This window comes from Williamsia sp. 1135 (assembly GCF_002095395.1).
Classification (GTDB): Bacteria; Actinomycetota; Actinomycetes; order Mycobacteriales; family Mycobacteriaceae; genus Williamsia.
This window is the reverse complement of sequence record NZ_MJEI01000073.1, coordinates 48719-63923: the sequence shown is the minus strand read 5'-3', so window position 1 is coordinate 63923 and position 15205 is coordinate 48719. Positions and strand designations below refer to the sequence as shown.

Sequence of the window (15205 nt, the reverse complement as noted above, 5' to 3'; positions counted from 1 at the left end):
GTGGTGCTGCCGCCCGGCCCATCCGGGCGGCAGCACCTTGCGTTTCACACTGTGGAATTGTCAATCTGCGTGCGCGGTCCCGAAGCGTTCTCGGGTACGCGGGGGGTCGAGCGGTCTGAGAGTTGCTGTCAGAAAGTAGATCAGGCTGCGAGTGTCATGGTTCGCCTGTTGTAGGCGGGTAAGGGTCTTCGTTGCGGGTCGATATCGGCCGGCGGAATCAGCCACGGATGCCCATCGGACCCCATACTGATCTCCCATCCGGTGTTGTGGATTGCGCGGTGGCAGGTCCGGCACAGTAGGCAGCCATTGCCCAATGTTGTGGTGCCACCGTCGGACCAGTAGATGATGTGGTGGCAATCAGACCAGGACGCTGATCCGCCGCATTTAACACAGCATTGGTCGCGGATGATGATCGCTTTGCGGACAGCGCCGGTGAACAGGCGTTTCGAAGGTCCGACGTCGATCGGCACCCCGTGCTGGTCGAGGATGACCGATGCCATCGAGGAATCGCACGCCAGCAATTTCGCGAGGTGCTCGGTGATCGGTCCCATCCACTCCAGCGTCGCCCGGTCGGGGTGGTCGGCGGGTACGGATACGTTCACCTCGGTCCGCGGCGCCGACACGAATCCATCGCCGCCGCCACCGCCGCAATCGAGCAACTGATGCAACGCGTCAGCGCGGCGCTGGGTGTCACTGCGGGCATCATCAGATCCATCGGGCTCTGGGCGTGGCCGGCTCCACAGGTCCAGCGCGGCGTGCAACTTCTCCCCGATCTGCGCATCCACATCGAACCGACCCACCAACCGTCCCTCACTGAACGCGTAGTCGAGTTTGTTGAGTGAGGGATCCTCAGCCGGGGTGGGTCCGCCGGTGTCGTGGGCGACCTGGTTTCCCAGACCTTGGGCGATCTTCTCGATCTCGGTGGGTCGCGCTCCGGAGATGGCGTGACTCAACAATTTTCCTTCGAAGACGACTCGTTCCTCGTCGGTGATCCCGACGTCCGACCTGTCGTTGATCTGCTTGATCCCTTTGACCACGGCGTCGACATGCTCGGTGGAGAGGAATCCATCCCGGAAGTACCCGGCGGTGCGATCGAGCTTCGCGACGCCGGCGCCGATACGTAGCCAGCGCGATGCTGGTGCTGGGGCGGCGCCGTTGTCTTGCAGCCACTTCGACGGTGTGGTGCCGGCTTTCTTCGCGAACCCGAGCCGGTCGATCATCGCCGCACAGACCGACAGCTGCGACTCGGTCGCATTGCGCAGGGTGATCAGGTCTTTCGTCAGTGACGCCAGGTCACCGGGATCGTCTGGTACCACCAGCCCGATCATGTCTTCAGTAGTGGTGCGGATGTTCATCGAACCCCTCCCCAGGTCGATCGACTAACACCAATCTAACCGTTCGAACAGATGTTCGCAAGTAGTCTGAACGGATGAATGCTACTGGCAGCCAATAGAATCCGAGGCATCACATACCGACTCGACTCGGACACAGCGCTTTCAGTTGAAGGTTATCAGCGACCCCTGACAGAGAGGCCAGTTGTTTGCACAGGTAACTGGTTGCGCTGCTGCATGAATCGCACGGGCACGGTCGACGGTCGGATCGGCACGATTCCAGCGGGCCAAAATTCCTTCGACCGTGCCAAAAATGCTCAGGGCGTGTACTTGTCCGACGACTTCGGCGGTCCGGCAGTTCGCCAGTCATCGATGTCGGGGCCCGGTTTCGCAACCGGGAGACGGTCGTCGTGCAATGCCGACCAATGCGCGTGGCCAAGCTGATGAATGTAGTACGAATGCTTGAGGGATTCTTGAAATCCCATCGCATCGACGGCGCCGTTTATCGTGTCTTTGACCAACAGCGCGGCGAATGTGGGTCGTGACGCGATACGTCTCGCGAACTCGAGCGTTTTGTCTGGCAGTTCGTCTCGGGGGAAGATCTTCGACACCATTCCGAGTCGGTAACCTTCCTCTGCGTCGATCGAATCACCCGTCAGCAGAAGTTCTTTCGCCTTACGCGGCCCGAACTCCCACGGATGTGCCACATATTCGACGCCAGGCATGCCCAGCCGGGCTGCGACCACATCAGAGAACACCGTGTCATCAGCCGCGACGATGAGGTCGCACGCCCACATGAGCATCAGACCGGCAGAGATCACGTTCCCGTGCACTTGCGCGATCGTGATCTTGCGCAGCTCGCGCCATCGCTTGGTGTTCTCGAAGTAGTAGTGCCACTCCTGAATTGCCCTGTTCTCGACGACACCTTCCCGTGTTCCACCGTCGATGCGAAATGTCGGATGTTGGCCCGGCCCCGGCGTCACTTCGGCTACTGCTTCTTCCGACCCCATGTCGTGGCCGGCCGAGAAGCTAGGGCCGTTGGCGGCCAAGACGATCACCCGCACGGTGTCGTCGGCCTCGGCTTTGCGCAGTGCCTCGTCGAGTTCAACCAGAAGCCGGCGATTTTGAGCGTTTCTGGCTTTCGGACGATTCAGTGACACCCGTGCGATCCGACCCTCGTCAAAGGTCTCATAGGTAATGGCCGGCTCCATTGCATCTCCCGATCTGCTCGCGTGGCTCAGCGCTGCCTTGCGGCGCTTTGAAGTCGATCTTGCCTCTCCGCTGCGTGTCACCTGCGTTCGACACCCCCGTCGGCCGCGATCAACTCAACCGGGGTGGCCGATCAGCACGCTCGACGGCGGTTTCGGCCCGCTCAACGGCGGTGTTGGCACGCTCGGCGTTTGTTTCGGCACGGTCGGCGGCGGCCACGGTCGACGGCAAAGGGCCCGGTCGCACTGCGACCGGGCCCTTCAACCTTCGTCGAACTAACTGTTGATCAACTTTTTCTCGGCGTCTGTCTCGTCACCGGGGATCTCGGTCCCGCGGATCGAACAGCCCGCCGTCTCACGCAAGAACGGCAGCGCGATCATGCCGACCGCACACGCCAGCATCATGTAGGCGGCCGGGAACAACTCCCAGCCCTCGTTCGCCGTCACGGCGTCGTTGATCAACGGTGCGGTGCCACCGAACGCAGCAGTCGCGACGTTGTACGAGATCGCGAAGCCCGCGTACCGCACCTGTGTGGGGAACATTGCCGGGAAGGTCGCTGAAATCGTGGACAGCTGTGGGATATACAGCAAGCCCAGTACCACGAAGCCGACGATCGCCCACGCCAGTCCCTGACCCATCAGCCAGTACATCGGCAACGCGAACACGAACAGTCCGATCAACGAGCCCCACCACATGGGTTTTCGCCCGATCCTGTCCGACCACGCCCCGAAGAACGGGATACAGGCCATCATTGCGAGCTCACCGATCAGGATCACCATCGTGCCAGTGGTTTCGGTCATCCCGATGGTGGTCTTGAGATACGTAGGCTGATACGCCAGCAGCGTGTAGTTGGCGACGTTGAGCGCGATCACCAGTCCGAACATCACCAGGATCGGCTGCCAATACGTGGTCAGCAGGGCCTTGAACGCCTGCCAGGCCGATCCCTCGATCTCGTCCTTCTGCTCCATCTCGGTGAAGACGGGGGTGTCGTTCATCTGATTCCGCAGATACAGACCGATCAGACCCAACGGCAGAGCGAACAGGAACGGGATACGCCAACCCCATTGCTGCATCTGGTCATCGGTCAGGAAAAGCTCCAGCACCAGCACGAACGCGGTGCCCATGACGAAGCCGGCGAGAGTGCCGAATTCGAGGAAGCTCCCGTATTTGCCTCGCTTGTTGTCCGGTGCGTATTCCGCCATGAAGGTGGCCGCGCCACCGTACTCCCCGCCGGTGGAAAAGCCCTGGACCACGCGCAAGGTGATCAGCAGGACCGGTGCCCAGACCCCGACGACGGCCTCGGTCGGAAGTACACCGATGAGCGCAGTGGCACCCGAGATCAGCAGGATTGTCATGGCGAGCACAGCTTTTCGACCGATGCGGTCACCGATCGGGCCCCAGACCATGCCTCCGATCGGACGGAGGACGAACGAGATCGCAAAGCCGAGCATGGTGCCGATGGTGCCGAGGTCGCCAGGGAAGAATGCCTGGGTCAGATAGGTGGTGGTGGCGGCGTAGACGCCATAGTCGTACCACTCCGTCGCGTTGCCGATGGCGGATGCGCCGATCGCCTTGCGTAATAGTTTCTTGCCCTCCGGGGATTCCGGATCCGGGAATCCCGGTGGTACTGCAGAACTTGACTTCTTTATATCTGGGCTCATCGATACCTCCTCAGAACTGAAGACATTCAATCGATCTCGGTGTCTTCGAGGCCCACAAAATGCGATTGCTCCCGGATGCTCGAGAGCAGGCGTTGCCATTCGGTTCTGTGTTGCTGCCTCCTAGGTGGTACGCGGCCCGCGGATGCTGCAGGTCAGGTTTTCGGTCCGGTGCGCTTCGAGTCCGCTGCCGGACGGTTTATGGGTACGTTAGAGCTCGGAGCCATCGCCGCACCGGCGAATTGCGATACCGCCCCCGGTTCCGCGATGATGCGGCGCAAGCCATCGCGCATGTGGTCGATCATGATCTCATCCGCGGCTTTGATGTCGCGTACTGCGATCGCTTCGACCAGTCGTCGATGTTCCCCGATGCGTTCCTCCGAGGAAGCATACGTCCCGCGCATCGCACCGAGGCACATGCGGGTCTCCACCAGGATCGTCTCGTGCAACCGCGAGAGACGCGGACTTCCCGCCAATTCGACGAGCGCATGATGAAAGCCCATGTCAGCGTCCGCTATCTGTGGACCGTTCGGTTCATCGGCGTACCGTTCCATCTCCTCGACACACCCACCGAGCACATCCACTGCCTCGTCCGGGCTGCGCAGGATCACCTGCTCGAGTGCTGCGCGCTCGATTGCTGTTCGGGCGACATACATGTCCCGGATGTCGTCGTCGTCCATCGTGATGACGAACAGGCCGCGATTCCGGTAGCTGACCAGCAATCCCTCCTGGGTCAGGCGCTGCATGGCCTCCCGCAGGGGGCCCCGACTGACCCCGAGATCGGCCGCCAGTCCCGATTCGGTGAGCTGCGACCCCGGAGCGAAGTCGCCTCCGGCGATGGCCGCGCGTAGCTGCCTCGCGATGATCGCCGGCGTCGACTCCTGCACGAGTGGCTCGAGGACCCTGGACCTCGCCGCGCGCTTTCGTGCGGTGTCAGGAGCCTTCATCGGTTCGGTCACTGCTCACTCCACCCTCTGATACGTGAGCGTCTCACCGCGCGCCCCGCCCATCCACACATCGTTGCAGGCTGCGGCGAACTCCCCGAGGCCCTCCTCGATCGTCGCGAAGATGTTGCCAGGCACCCACCCCACGTCACCGTTGATGAGCAAATTGTTCCGGCCGTAGAACACCGCGAGATCGATCAACAACGTGTGATCCTTTGCCGCACTGTCATTTTCGTACCCGTAGGCGGTATTTTCGAGAGTTCCGTCGAACGTGAAGTAGCACAGGTCTCCAGGGATCGGGGTGACGGTGGTGTTCTCCGATCCCGGCTCGGTGGCAGCGAAAGCCGGTACCAGTGTGTAGATTTCGTTGCGCGCGAACTTCCCGTGATACACCTGCCCACCCTGCGGCAAGGCCTGCCACACCGCCTCCGAAGTACGCGGCGCCTCGTCGTCGAGCAACCGGGCCACTGCGGTCACCGAACGCTTCTCCAGGGTGATCCGTAGATATCTACTCATGTCCCCCACCTTTCGGTGCACTCGAGTTCACAGCGGCGTGACGTTCAAACGCATGTGCTGCCTGCAGGACTCGTTCGTCAGCATGTCGAGGTCCGACGATCTGGACGCCGACGGGCAACCCTTCGACGAATCCGCATGGCACCGTGATCGCCGGCTGTTGGGTCAGGTTGAAGGGATAGCTGTACGGGGTCCAACTCGTCCAGTCCGGATCGCCTGAGCCCGCGGGCACATCGACGCCGGCCTCGAACGCGACATCGGGCATCGCGGGCGTGATGAGCAGGTCGTACTCCTGGTGCAGCAGGCCCATTCGCCGTCCGAGGTCCATGCGCAGCGTGGTGGCGTCGATGAAATCACCGGCCGAGAAGTCGCTGTGCCGGTCCAACGCCCGGACGAGTCCGGGATCAACCTTTGCCGCCGCCCCCGGACCATGTGCGGCGACGACCACGGCTGCCCCGGCAAACCACAGCACGTGGTAGGCCCAGACCGGGTCGCTCAGCGCCAGGTCGATCTCCTCGACGTGTGCACCGAGTCCCGTGAACACCTCCAGCGTGTCCCTGACCTTCTGCTCGACTGCAGGGTTGTTGGTGCCGTACCCGAGGTCCGGACTGAAGGCGATCCGCAGGCCGTCCAACGATCCGGTGCCGAGGTCCACCGGCGGGACAGGCGCGAGCGCTGACCAGTCCCTGGCGTCGAATCCGCTGATCACGTCGAGCAGCGCTGCGACGTCGGCGACGCTGCGGCCCATCGGCCCCACGTGGGCGAGCGTCCCGAAGGGGCTGGCCGGATAGATCGGCACGCGTCCATAGGTGGGTTTGAAGCCCACGATTCCGCAGAAGGCGGCGGGGATACGGATGGACCCGCCACCATCGGTGCCGACGGACAGCACCCCGAGGCCCGCGGCGACGGCCGCGGCGCTGCCGCCGCTCGAGCCTCCCGATGTCCGCTCGGTGTTCCACGGATTGCGGGTCACGCCGAAAGCCGGGCTGTCGGTGACGCCCTTCCAGCCGAACTCCGGGGTGGTGACCTTCCCGAGCGTCACCGCGCCCGCTTCGTGCAGACGCGCGACGGCAGGCGAATCCTCTGGCCAGGGCTGTTCCGGATCGATCAATTCGGATCCGCGCAATGTCGGTCTGCCCGCCGTCAGCAGGAGATCCTTGATGGTGACCGGCACGCCGTCGAGCGCACCGAGCGACGCACCCCGCCGATAGCGCTCTGCGGACTCGAGGGCCTCGAGACGCGCGGAATCGCCGTGGACCTGCGTGAATGCATTGAGGTCCGGGTTGTACCGGGCAATCGCGTCGAGGGTTTCCTCGACAACGGTCAGCGGCGAGAGCTCACCGCTGCGGTAGTGGGCAGTGAGTTCGGCGGCGCCGTGGCTGCGGATGCCCCAGTTCTGTCGCGATTCCACGTCCGTACTCACCTCCGCATCCGGCGAACCTCTTGGTAGATTGTTGACAATTTACCGTAATGTACCGGTCTCGAAGTGGACAGACCAGCCCTGTCCACATCCGACGGCAGGTCGAGGGCCGAGCAGAGAGGACGACGATGTCGGTCACCATTGGGATCCTGTACCCGGGCAGCGCCGCCGAAGACGATTACCCGCTGATGGAACGGATACTGGGCCAAGAGGTTTCGCTGCCCGTCATCCTCACGACCGTCGGCGTCGACGCGCACGAGGTGGGCGCCCTGCTCGACCTGGGCAGCAGCGACCGGCTGATCGAAGGCGCCCGCGAAGTCGCCGCGTTTTCCCCGGACGTCGTGATGTGGGCCTGCACCTCCGGCAGTTTCGTCTTCGGGTGGGACGGTGCCCACCAGCAGGTCGCCGAGATCAGCGAAGAAGTGGGTCTACCGGCCGCTTCGACGTCGATCGCGTTCGCCGCCGCCTGCCGCGAGCTGGGCCTGGATCGGGTGGCGATCGCCGCGACGTATCCCGAAGACGTCTCGTCGCACTTCGTGGCCTTCCTCGGAGATGCCGGGATCACGGTCACCGAACTGGTGTCCCACGACATCCCTACAGCGGCGATGGCCGCCCGGCTCGACCGTGATGCCGTGCTGGAGCTGGCCAAGAGCAACGACTCTCCCGACGCGCAGGCCGTCCTGATCCCCGACACGGCACTGCACACCATTGCCTGGATCCCCGAGCTCGAGGAAGCTCTGGGCAAGCCGGTGCTGACCGCCAATCAGGTGACGGCCTGGTACGGATTGAAGCTCGCGGGTACGACCATCCGGAGCGACATCCTGGGCACACTCTTCCGAGGTTGACTACCCGGTTGCGGTGATCGCGAGCCCGACGGTGCCGCCATCGCCGCGTCGCAGTTGACTGCCCTTGACGGTGATCCACCCCAGGATCCCGTACTTCTTCGCAATCGCCTTTCGCGTGTGCGCGGTACCAACCGCGTCCTGAATCTCGGCAGTGCCCTTCACGACGTCCCCGAACACTTTCTTGCCACGCGCATCACAGGCTTGCACCAGCACCACCGGATTGCGGCGAATCCGCTTGACCTTCCATGAGTCGGTCACCGTCCACATCAGCAGCTTGTCACCGTCCGACGCGGCCCACAGCGGTGTCGCGACCGGGGTGCCGTCCTTTCGGAACGTGGTGAGTTGCACGTACTTCGCAGTTCCGGCCTGCCCAAACGGTGAGGTCATGGGCTGAACACTACTCACGCGACGCGACCGAACAGCGACTGCACCGCGCAGGGTTCGGCGGCGTGGTCGACGACGCCGGCCTCCTGCAACGTCGCCCACGCGGTCACCTGGTTCGCCGACAGCACCGGCTTGCCGAGTTCGGCCTCGAGCGTGGAGAGGATGTCGTAGGTCGGCAGGTTGGTGCAGGAGACGAAGATGGCGTCGGCGTCCGGGCTGTCGGAGGCGCGGATCAGGTCCGCGGTGGCGCTGTAGGGGATCGTCCAGATGTCGTGGTCGTAGCCCAGGCCTGCCTGCGAGACCACGGTGCGGCCCGCTTCGGCGAGGAAGTCGCAGAGCAGGTCCGTCAGTGACGCCACATACGGGGTCGCGACCGCGATGCGCCCGAGATCGAGCACGTCGAGGGCCCGCAGCAGCGCCTCGGACGTCGTGATCGCCGCCGGGGCGCCCGCCTCGCGCATGCAGTCCGACAGCGCCGTCGCACCCGCGAGACCGTGTACGAAGCTTCCCGAGGCGCAGGCGTACCCCACGGCTGCAGGCCGTACCCCGAGGACGCTGCGGACGGCCTCCCGAATCTGCGAGTGTTCCCCGAGAGCACTGACCATGTCGACATCCACCACCGACGACGACGGCATCGGGGTGCGGGTGAAGTACAGCGACACCGACCACGGCATCCAGCGCCAGAGCTCCCTGTCCAGAGCCATGTCGAAGGGGCAGACCATACCTATGCCGGTCGTCGCGCCAGGAGTCTCGGGCTCCGGAACCAGAGACAGGATGTTGCTGTCCATGCGTTGATGTTCGCATAGCGCAACAAATTGTTCTAGATGAGCTAGTGTCCGTTGTTTGATTCCCCGCCTCTGCGGGGACAACCTTGCAGGGAACAAACCGGAGGTCGGAACATGACAACCGAAGATCAGCAAGCCGGCAGCACGAGCGGGGCACCGGGACAGCTCGGGACCTCACTCAAACCGCGGCACATCACCATGATCTCCATCGCCGGGGTGATCGGCGCCGGGCTGTTCGTCGGTTCCGCCAACGCCATCGAGGAAGCCGGCCCCGCCGTCCTCATCTCGTACGCGCTCGCGGGCACCCTGGTGATCCTGGTGATGCGCATGCTCGGCGAGATGGCGACCGCCAATCCGGACACCGGATCGTTCTCCGTCTACTCGCACCGCGCGCTCGGACGCTGGGCCGGATTCTCGGTCGGCTGGCTCTACTGGTGGTTCTGGGTCCTCGTCATCCCGGTGGAGGCCACGGCGGCCGCAGAGATCTTCAGCAAACTGATCGGCGGCGACCAATGGATCTGGGCCCTCGCGGTGACCCTGCTCCTGACCGCCACCAATCTCATCAGCGTCGGGAACTACGGCGAGTTCGAATTCTGGTTCGCCCTCATCAAAGTCGTTGCCATCGTTGCCTTCATCGCGATCGGCGTGCTCGCCATCCTCGGTTTGTTCCCAGGCTCGGAGACCAGCGGTGTCAGTCACCTGTGGGAACCCGACGGATTCTTCGCCAACGGGTACGCCGCGATCATCTCCGCCATGCTGGTGACGATGTTCTCGTTCATGGGCACCGAGATCGTCACCATCGCCGCAGCGGAGTCACCCGATCCCGAGAAAGGGATTCGCAAGGCGGTCAACTCGGTGATCTGGCGCATCAGCATCTTCTACATCGGTTCGATCTTCGTCATCGTGGCCCTGGTTCCGTACAACCAGCTCGACGATGGCTCGTATCAAACGGTGTTGGAAGCCATCGGCATTCCGGCTTCGGCACAGATCATGGACATCGTGGTGCTCACCGCGGTGGCGTCGTGCCTGAACTCCGCGCTCTACACCGCCTCGCGGATGCTGTTCTCGCTCGGTGACCGCCGTGAGGCTCCGGCTGCAGTCAAGAAGCTGACCGCGAACGGCGTGCCGTGGGTGTCGGTCATCGCGTCGATGGCGCTCGGCTTCCTCGCGGTCATCGGGAACTACGTCCTGCCGGACAAGATCTTTGGCTACCTGCTCGCGACCAGCGGCGCCGTGGCACTGTTCGTCTATCTCTCGATCGCTGTGAGCCAGTTCGTCCTCGGCCGGTCGATGCGAGCGCGAAAGGAGACGCCTGCGGTCACGATGTGGCTGTTCCCTTTCCTCACAGTTGCGGTGATCGTCTTCATCATCGCGGTACTGGTCCTGATGGCCTTCGACTCGAATCAGCAAGACGCAATTCTGCTGTCGACGATCTCCGCCGTGGTCATCGTCGGCATCGGCGTCTGGCGCCAGAAGAAGTACGGGAACACCGACGCCTCACCGGCCGCGTCGAAGAGTAGCGCCACCAACTAGAGGGTGACGACCCGGCTTTACCCCGTCCACGTCATTGGTTAGGCTCCGCTAACCGCAACGACGCGGTACGCACGAAGGGGTAGGGCATTGGGAAAGTTTTCACGCCGGGTCGGTGCGGCGGGAACCGCGTTGGTGGCGATGGCGCTCGTGGTCGCGGGCTGCAGCTCCCCGGACGACGACAAGTCCGACAGCAGTGGCCTCGAATCGATCACCATCGAGCACGAGTTCGGTTCCACCACCATCGACTCCGAGCCACAGGTGGTTGTCACCATGCTGGGCAGCTGGACCGATGCGTTGGTTGCGCTGGATGTGCCGATCAGGGCCGAATATGTCACGGAGGGTTACGCCGGCGAGAACAACAAGTTCGAGTGGACACCGGCTCACGAGTCCGAGGTCATCCCGTACCTCGGCGCCGAATCGATCAGTGTTCCTCAGCTCGCGGCCATCGAGCCGGACATCATCCTGGCCGGATATCTGGGCAGTGAAGACGAATACAAGCGCCTGCGCCAGGTTGCGCCGGTGATCCCGGTGATGCAGAAGGACGCGGTTATGGATTCGTGGCAGGACGTGACGCTGACAGCAGGAAAGATCTTCGGAAAGCAGGACCAGGCACAGTCCCTCGTCGACGACGCAGAGCAGCAGGTCACCGACTTCAAGACTGCTCACCCGAACGCGCAGGGAAAGACCTTCTCGTTCGGCCAGTTGAACGCGGAAGGACAGATCGGTCTGATCGCGGACGAGAACGACCCGACCACCAAGCTGATGACTTCCATGGGGTTTGTGCTCGATCCCAGGATCAAGGAGGTGGCGGAAGGACAGAGTCGAGTTCTGGTCTCAGCTGAGCGTACCGATCTGCTGGACTCGGATCTGTTGGTGCTGTGGCCACTCGGCGGCGATCCGGCGGCTTTCGACGCCCTGCCGGGCTGGGCGAACCGTACTGCCGTCAAGAGTGGCGCCACAGTGTTCGTGAACAACAACAACGCCTCGGCGCTGAGTAACCCGACGGTTCTGTCGGTGCCTTTCGCGCTGGACCTCATCGCGCCGGCGGCCGAGAAGATCCCCGCCTGACGTTCACATCCCGCGCTGCTGCAGTTCTTTCGAGGCCGCCCAGGCCGTGATGTCGCCGCGCCCGATCGCCACCGCCAGCAGTTCCGGAAAGGCGTCGGGCGTACAGGCGAACGCCGGTATACCCATGTCGGCCAACGCCAGTGCGATATCACGGTCGAAGGCGGGCGCTCCCTCGTCGGACAGCGCCAGCAGCACCACGACGGTGATACCGGCGGCGGTCATCGCGGCGACCCGCGCCAGCATCTTGTCGCGGAGACCCCCCTCGTAGAGATCGGAGATCAGGACGAAGATCGACTCGGTCGGCCGGGTGATCAGGCCCTGACAATAGGCGATCGCCTGGTTGATATCTGTGCCACCACCGAGCGTGGCGCCGAACAGGACGTCCACCGGATCGTCCAATTCGTGTGTGAGATCGACGACTTCGGTGTCGAAGAGCACCAGGGACGTGCGCATGGATCGCATCGAGGCCAGTACAGAACCGAAGATGGAGGCGTAGACGATCGACGCCGCCATCGACCCGGACTGGTCGATCGCCACCACGACGTCGCGACCCAGCTGCTGCGAGCGACGACCGTGCCCCACCAGCTGCTGCGGGATGATCGTCCGGTATTCGGGCAGATAGTGTTTGAGATTCTTGGCTATCGTCCGATTCCAGTCGATGTCGGCAGGTCTGGGCCGATGGGTTGTCGCGGCACGATTGAGGGCGCCGGTGATTGCCGCCCTGGTCTGATCGGCGATCCGGCGTTCCACGTCGTCGACGACCTTGCGAACGAGAGTCCGGGCCGATGCTCGTGAGGTCTCGGGGATCGCCTTGCCCAGACTGATCAGGGTGCTGACCATGTCGATGTTCGCCTCGACGGTGTCCATCAGCTCGGGTTCGGCGAGCAGTGCGGCGATCCCCAGGCGGTCCACGGCGTCGCGTTGCATCACCTGGACGACGTTGGACGGGAAATACTTTCGGATGTCGCCGAGCCACCGGGCCACCGATGGCGCCGAGCCACCCAGCCCGCCCCGGCGACCACTGGGCGCCTCGTACAGCGCGGCGAGTGAGCGGTCCATCTCCTGCATCTGCCCACCGCCGGGTCTGCCGAGCGCATCGTCGGCCTGTGTCCCGACGACCATCCGCCACCGTCGCAGTCGGGCCTCCTCGGCCGGGTCCGGTTCGGATTGTTCAGGCATCAGCACTCTCCTCCGCTGCGGGCAGCAGTCCGAGCAGACTCGCGACCACGGCGACGGCCGGCGCGGCGCGTTCTGCATCGATCTGCGAAGGCGCTGCCACCGCGATCACCCCGCCTCCGATCCCCTTCACCGACTCCGCGATATTGCGGCGGATGCCCGCCTCGAACAAGCTGAAGGTGCGGCGCAACAGCGGGACCAACTCGGTGAACTGCTCGTCGGGTAGTCCTGCGAGCCAGTGGTCGATGACGGCGAGCAGTGATCGGTCGTGGACCAGCAGCAGCCCACCCCCGCCGATGAAGCCGTCGATCCACGCCGCCTTGTCGGCGGGGACCGCGCCGACCGACAGCGCCCGGTGCAACCTGGTGGCGGCCTCATCGGCGTCGATCTCGCGCGAGTCCAACAGGATGCGGACGATTCGGCCGACCAGGGCGCCGTGCAGATCCCGCCGGTCGGCCAGTGCGCGCAGCACTTCGCGCCAGGTCGCTGCTTCCTCCCCGGCGATCCCGACCTGCTCGAGGAGGTCGGTCACCTCCTGCACCTGATCGATCAGCTTCCGGAACTCCGCGGCAGCCTCAGCGCCCAGCCCGGTCACGGCAGCGGGCAGTCCGGCGCACACCCGGACGAGCAGGGACGTGGTGACCTCGGCCAGCGCCCGGGTATCGGTGCCGCGAACATCGCCGTAGCGCAACGCCCGCGACAGTGCAGGCAACGCGTTCATCAGGTGCTCGACGTCGCGGTCGATGGCCGCGCGATCGCGCAAAGCGCCGAGCACCCGACTGACGGCGTCCGGAAGGTCGGCCAGCAGTGCCTGTTCGAGGACCGCAGTCACCTGGGCCAGCCGCGTTGCCGTCGTCGCGCGGTCGATCAGTCTGCTGGTCGCTGCGGCCTCGACGGTGGTGCCCCACACCGCCGCGACGACGATGTCTATCGCGAAGTCCGGCTTCCACGCGAGACGCCAGCCCTCCTTGAAGGTGCCCGACCCGGTGACCTCCTCCGGCACGCCCCAGTCGATGTCGAGGGACGCGAGGCGGTGCAGCAGCACCGATTTCGACAGATCCGACGGCTTGCGGAGATCCAGGACGAGTTGCCGGACCATGGGGTCGATCTTCAGCCGCGCTGAACGGGCACCTGCCCGCAGATCTGCCTCGAGTGGAACGGTCGGGGCATCGGCGGGGGTGGACCCGAGTAGTTCGCCGATCACCAGCTCGTCGTTGATGAGCGCCATGACGGAGTCGTCGCCGTCGCACATCACCGCCTCGGTGGCCTCGGTGACCTCGGCGAGCCCGGGCAGTGGACGACGCCGCAGCGTCGCGAGCGCTTCGGCCAACCGCGCGCTCTCGATGACGTGCGCCGAGGAGATCGCAATGTCTTTGTCCCGCAACAGGCGCGCGACCTTGATGAGCCAACGGGTGATCACCTCCTGCGGCTGGGTGAACAGGTGGTGATACCAGCCGGGCGAGACCACCCCCGCGCCGTATCCGGATGCGAACGCCAGCCGCGAATGGGTCCACGGCACCCAGGCGAGCTTCACCCGCACCCTGGGTGTGCCGCGCAGTAGCTTGGCATCACCGGTCGCGGGCGGCAGCTTGCCCATCAGCGCCGGCGCATGCCAGGCCCCGCAGACCACCACGACCCGCTCCACACCGGGTTCTTTCAACGCCTTGCGGAGTACCTGTCGCATCTGGGCTTCACGGCGCTGCTCGTGGAGCCGATCGCCCAGATCACCCACCGGTGGCAACTCGTCCCGCAGGGCGGCCATGGCCTCCGCGACGGCCTCAAAACCGCCACCATCGGAACGGGTTTCGATGACGTCATCCCACCAGCGTTCGGGATCGTCGTATCCGGCGGCATCGGCGAGCACGCCGATGGGATCGGTCCGCACAGGTGCGCTCGCGTCGAGACCATCAGGCTCGGCGAGGTCGAGGGTCGGATCCTCCTCCGAAGTCTCCGTTGCGTCCTGATCGCCGGAACGACCATGGGCGAGCACCATGGCGGCGGGCAGATCACAGAACCTCACCGGTACGTCCGATTCGTTTGCCCATCGCATGGCTTGCCATTCCGGAGAGAAGGCCGCGAACGGCCAGAATGCTGCGACAGCGGGACGATCGACGGCGTACGCGAGGATCGCGACCGGCGGCGTCATGTCCGAAGCCCCCACGAATCCGACGAGCGGGTCGGCGTCCGCCGGGCCCTCGATCAGGATGATGTCGGGGTCGATCCGGTCCAGTTCGGCGAGGACGCCGCGAGCCGAGCCCGGACCGTGATGCCGTACCCCCAAGACGTACGTGCCGGGGGCGACGGGCTCGGTCGCATCGGGATCGGGGGCCGAGATGGTG

The 15205-nt window shown here is 64.4% G+C and carries 13 protein-coding genes; 3 read left to right on the top strand and 10 right to left on the bottom strand.

From position 1 onward, the window contains the following. Nucleotides 1–140 precede the first annotated feature (140 nt). The 6 genes from BFL43_RS06650 to BFL43_RS06625 all read right to left on the bottom strand — a co-directional run bounded on the left by BFL43_RS06650 (nt 141) and on the right by BFL43_RS06625 (nt 7066). Nucleotides 141–1355 carry a DUF222 domain-containing protein gene (locus tag BFL43_RS06650; RefSeq protein WP_084891788.1) on the bottom strand — a complete coding sequence of 405 codons (1215 nt, stop codon included), beginning with the start codon at nt 1353–1355 and terminating at the stop codon, nt 141–143. Nucleotides 1356–1648: 293 nt separating this feature from the next. Continuing rightward, nucleotides 1649–2542 (bottom strand): enoyl-CoA hydratase, encoded by an 894-nt coding sequence (locus BFL43_RS06645; RefSeq protein ID WP_084891787.1) that lies wholly within the window; start codon nt 2540–2542, stop codon nt 1649–1651. A 273-nt stretch (nt 2543–2815) separates the two neighbouring features. Then, nucleotides 2816–4201, bottom strand: coding sequence for an MFS transporter (locus BFL43_RS06640; RefSeq protein ID WP_084891786.1), 1386 nt, complete (start codon nt 4199–4201; stop codon nt 2816–2818). Between the two features lie 152 nt (nt 4202–4353). Further along, the gene (locus tag BFL43_RS06635; protein ID WP_084891799.1) at nt 4354–5145 is read right to left on the bottom strand and encodes a GntR family transcriptional regulator; all 792 of its coding nucleotides are present in this window, start codon (nt 5143–5145) and stop codon (nt 4354–4356) included. Nucleotides 5146–5160: 15 nt separating this feature from the next. Beyond that, nucleotides 5161–5658, bottom strand: a complete 498-nt coding sequence (locus BFL43_RS06630) for a DUF3830 family protein (protein ID WP_084891785.1) — start codon at nt 5656–5658, stop codon at nt 5161–5163. Beyond that, entirely contained in the window at nt 5651–7066 is a 1416-nt protein-coding gene (locus tag BFL43_RS06625; protein ID WP_084891784.1) for an amidase, read from the bottom strand. Before BFL43_RS06625 ends, BFL43_RS06630 begins: the two co-directional genes overlap by 8 nt. A 137-nt stretch (nt 7067–7203) precedes the next feature. Between BFL43_RS06625 and BFL43_RS06620 the strand changes: the two genes are divergently transcribed. Continuing rightward, nucleotides 7204–7920: a maleate cis-trans isomerase gene (locus BFL43_RS06620; RefSeq protein ID WP_084891783.1), complete on the top strand. Its 717-nt coding sequence runs from the start codon at nt 7204–7206 to the stop codon at nt 7918–7920. Here the strand turns inward: BFL43_RS06620 and BFL43_RS06615 are convergent, their stop codons facing one another. Then, nucleotides 7921–8307, bottom strand: a complete 387-nt coding sequence (locus tag BFL43_RS06615; RefSeq protein WP_084891782.1) for a PPOX class F420-dependent oxidoreductase — start codon at nt 8305–8307, stop codon at nt 7921–7923. It abuts the gene before it with no gap. A 14-nt stretch (nt 8308–8321) separates the two neighbouring features. Then, nucleotides 8322–9092, bottom strand: a complete 771-nt coding sequence (locus BFL43_RS06610; protein WP_084891781.1) for an Asp/Glu/hydantoin racemase — start codon at nt 9090–9092, stop codon at nt 8322–8324. A gap of 111 nt (nt 9093–9203) precedes the next feature. Here BFL43_RS06610 and BFL43_RS06605 point away from each other — a divergent pair, with 111 nt between their 5' ends. Together BFL43_RS06605 and BFL43_RS06600 are read left to right on the top strand one after the other, a co-directional pair. Beyond that, nucleotides 9204–10622 (top strand): amino acid permease, encoded by a 1419-nt coding sequence (locus tag BFL43_RS06605; protein WP_084891780.1) that lies wholly within the window; start codon nt 9204–9206, stop codon nt 10620–10622. An 87-nt stretch (nt 10623–10709) separates the two neighbouring features. Further along, nucleotides 10710–11690 carry an ABC transporter substrate-binding protein gene (locus BFL43_RS06600; protein WP_240498105.1) on the top strand — a complete coding sequence of 327 codons (981 nt, stop codon included), beginning with the start codon at nt 10710–10712 and terminating at the stop codon, nt 11688–11690. A gap of 3 nt (nt 11691–11693) precedes the next feature. Here the strand turns inward: BFL43_RS06600 and BFL43_RS06595 are convergent, their stop codons facing one another. Both BFL43_RS06595 and BFL43_RS06590 read right to left on the bottom strand, forming a co-directional pair. After that, nucleotides 11694–12869, bottom strand: a complete 1176-nt coding sequence (locus BFL43_RS06595; RefSeq protein WP_084891778.1) for a VWA domain-containing protein — start codon at nt 12867–12869, stop codon at nt 11694–11696. Next, on the bottom strand, nt 12862–15201 hold the full coding sequence (locus tag BFL43_RS06590) for a DUF5682 family protein (protein WP_084891798.1): 2340 nt from the start codon (nt 15199–15201) through the stop codon (nt 12862–12864). Before BFL43_RS06590 ends, BFL43_RS06595 begins: the two co-directional genes overlap by 8 nt. Nucleotides 15202–15205: the final 4 nt, after the last annotated feature.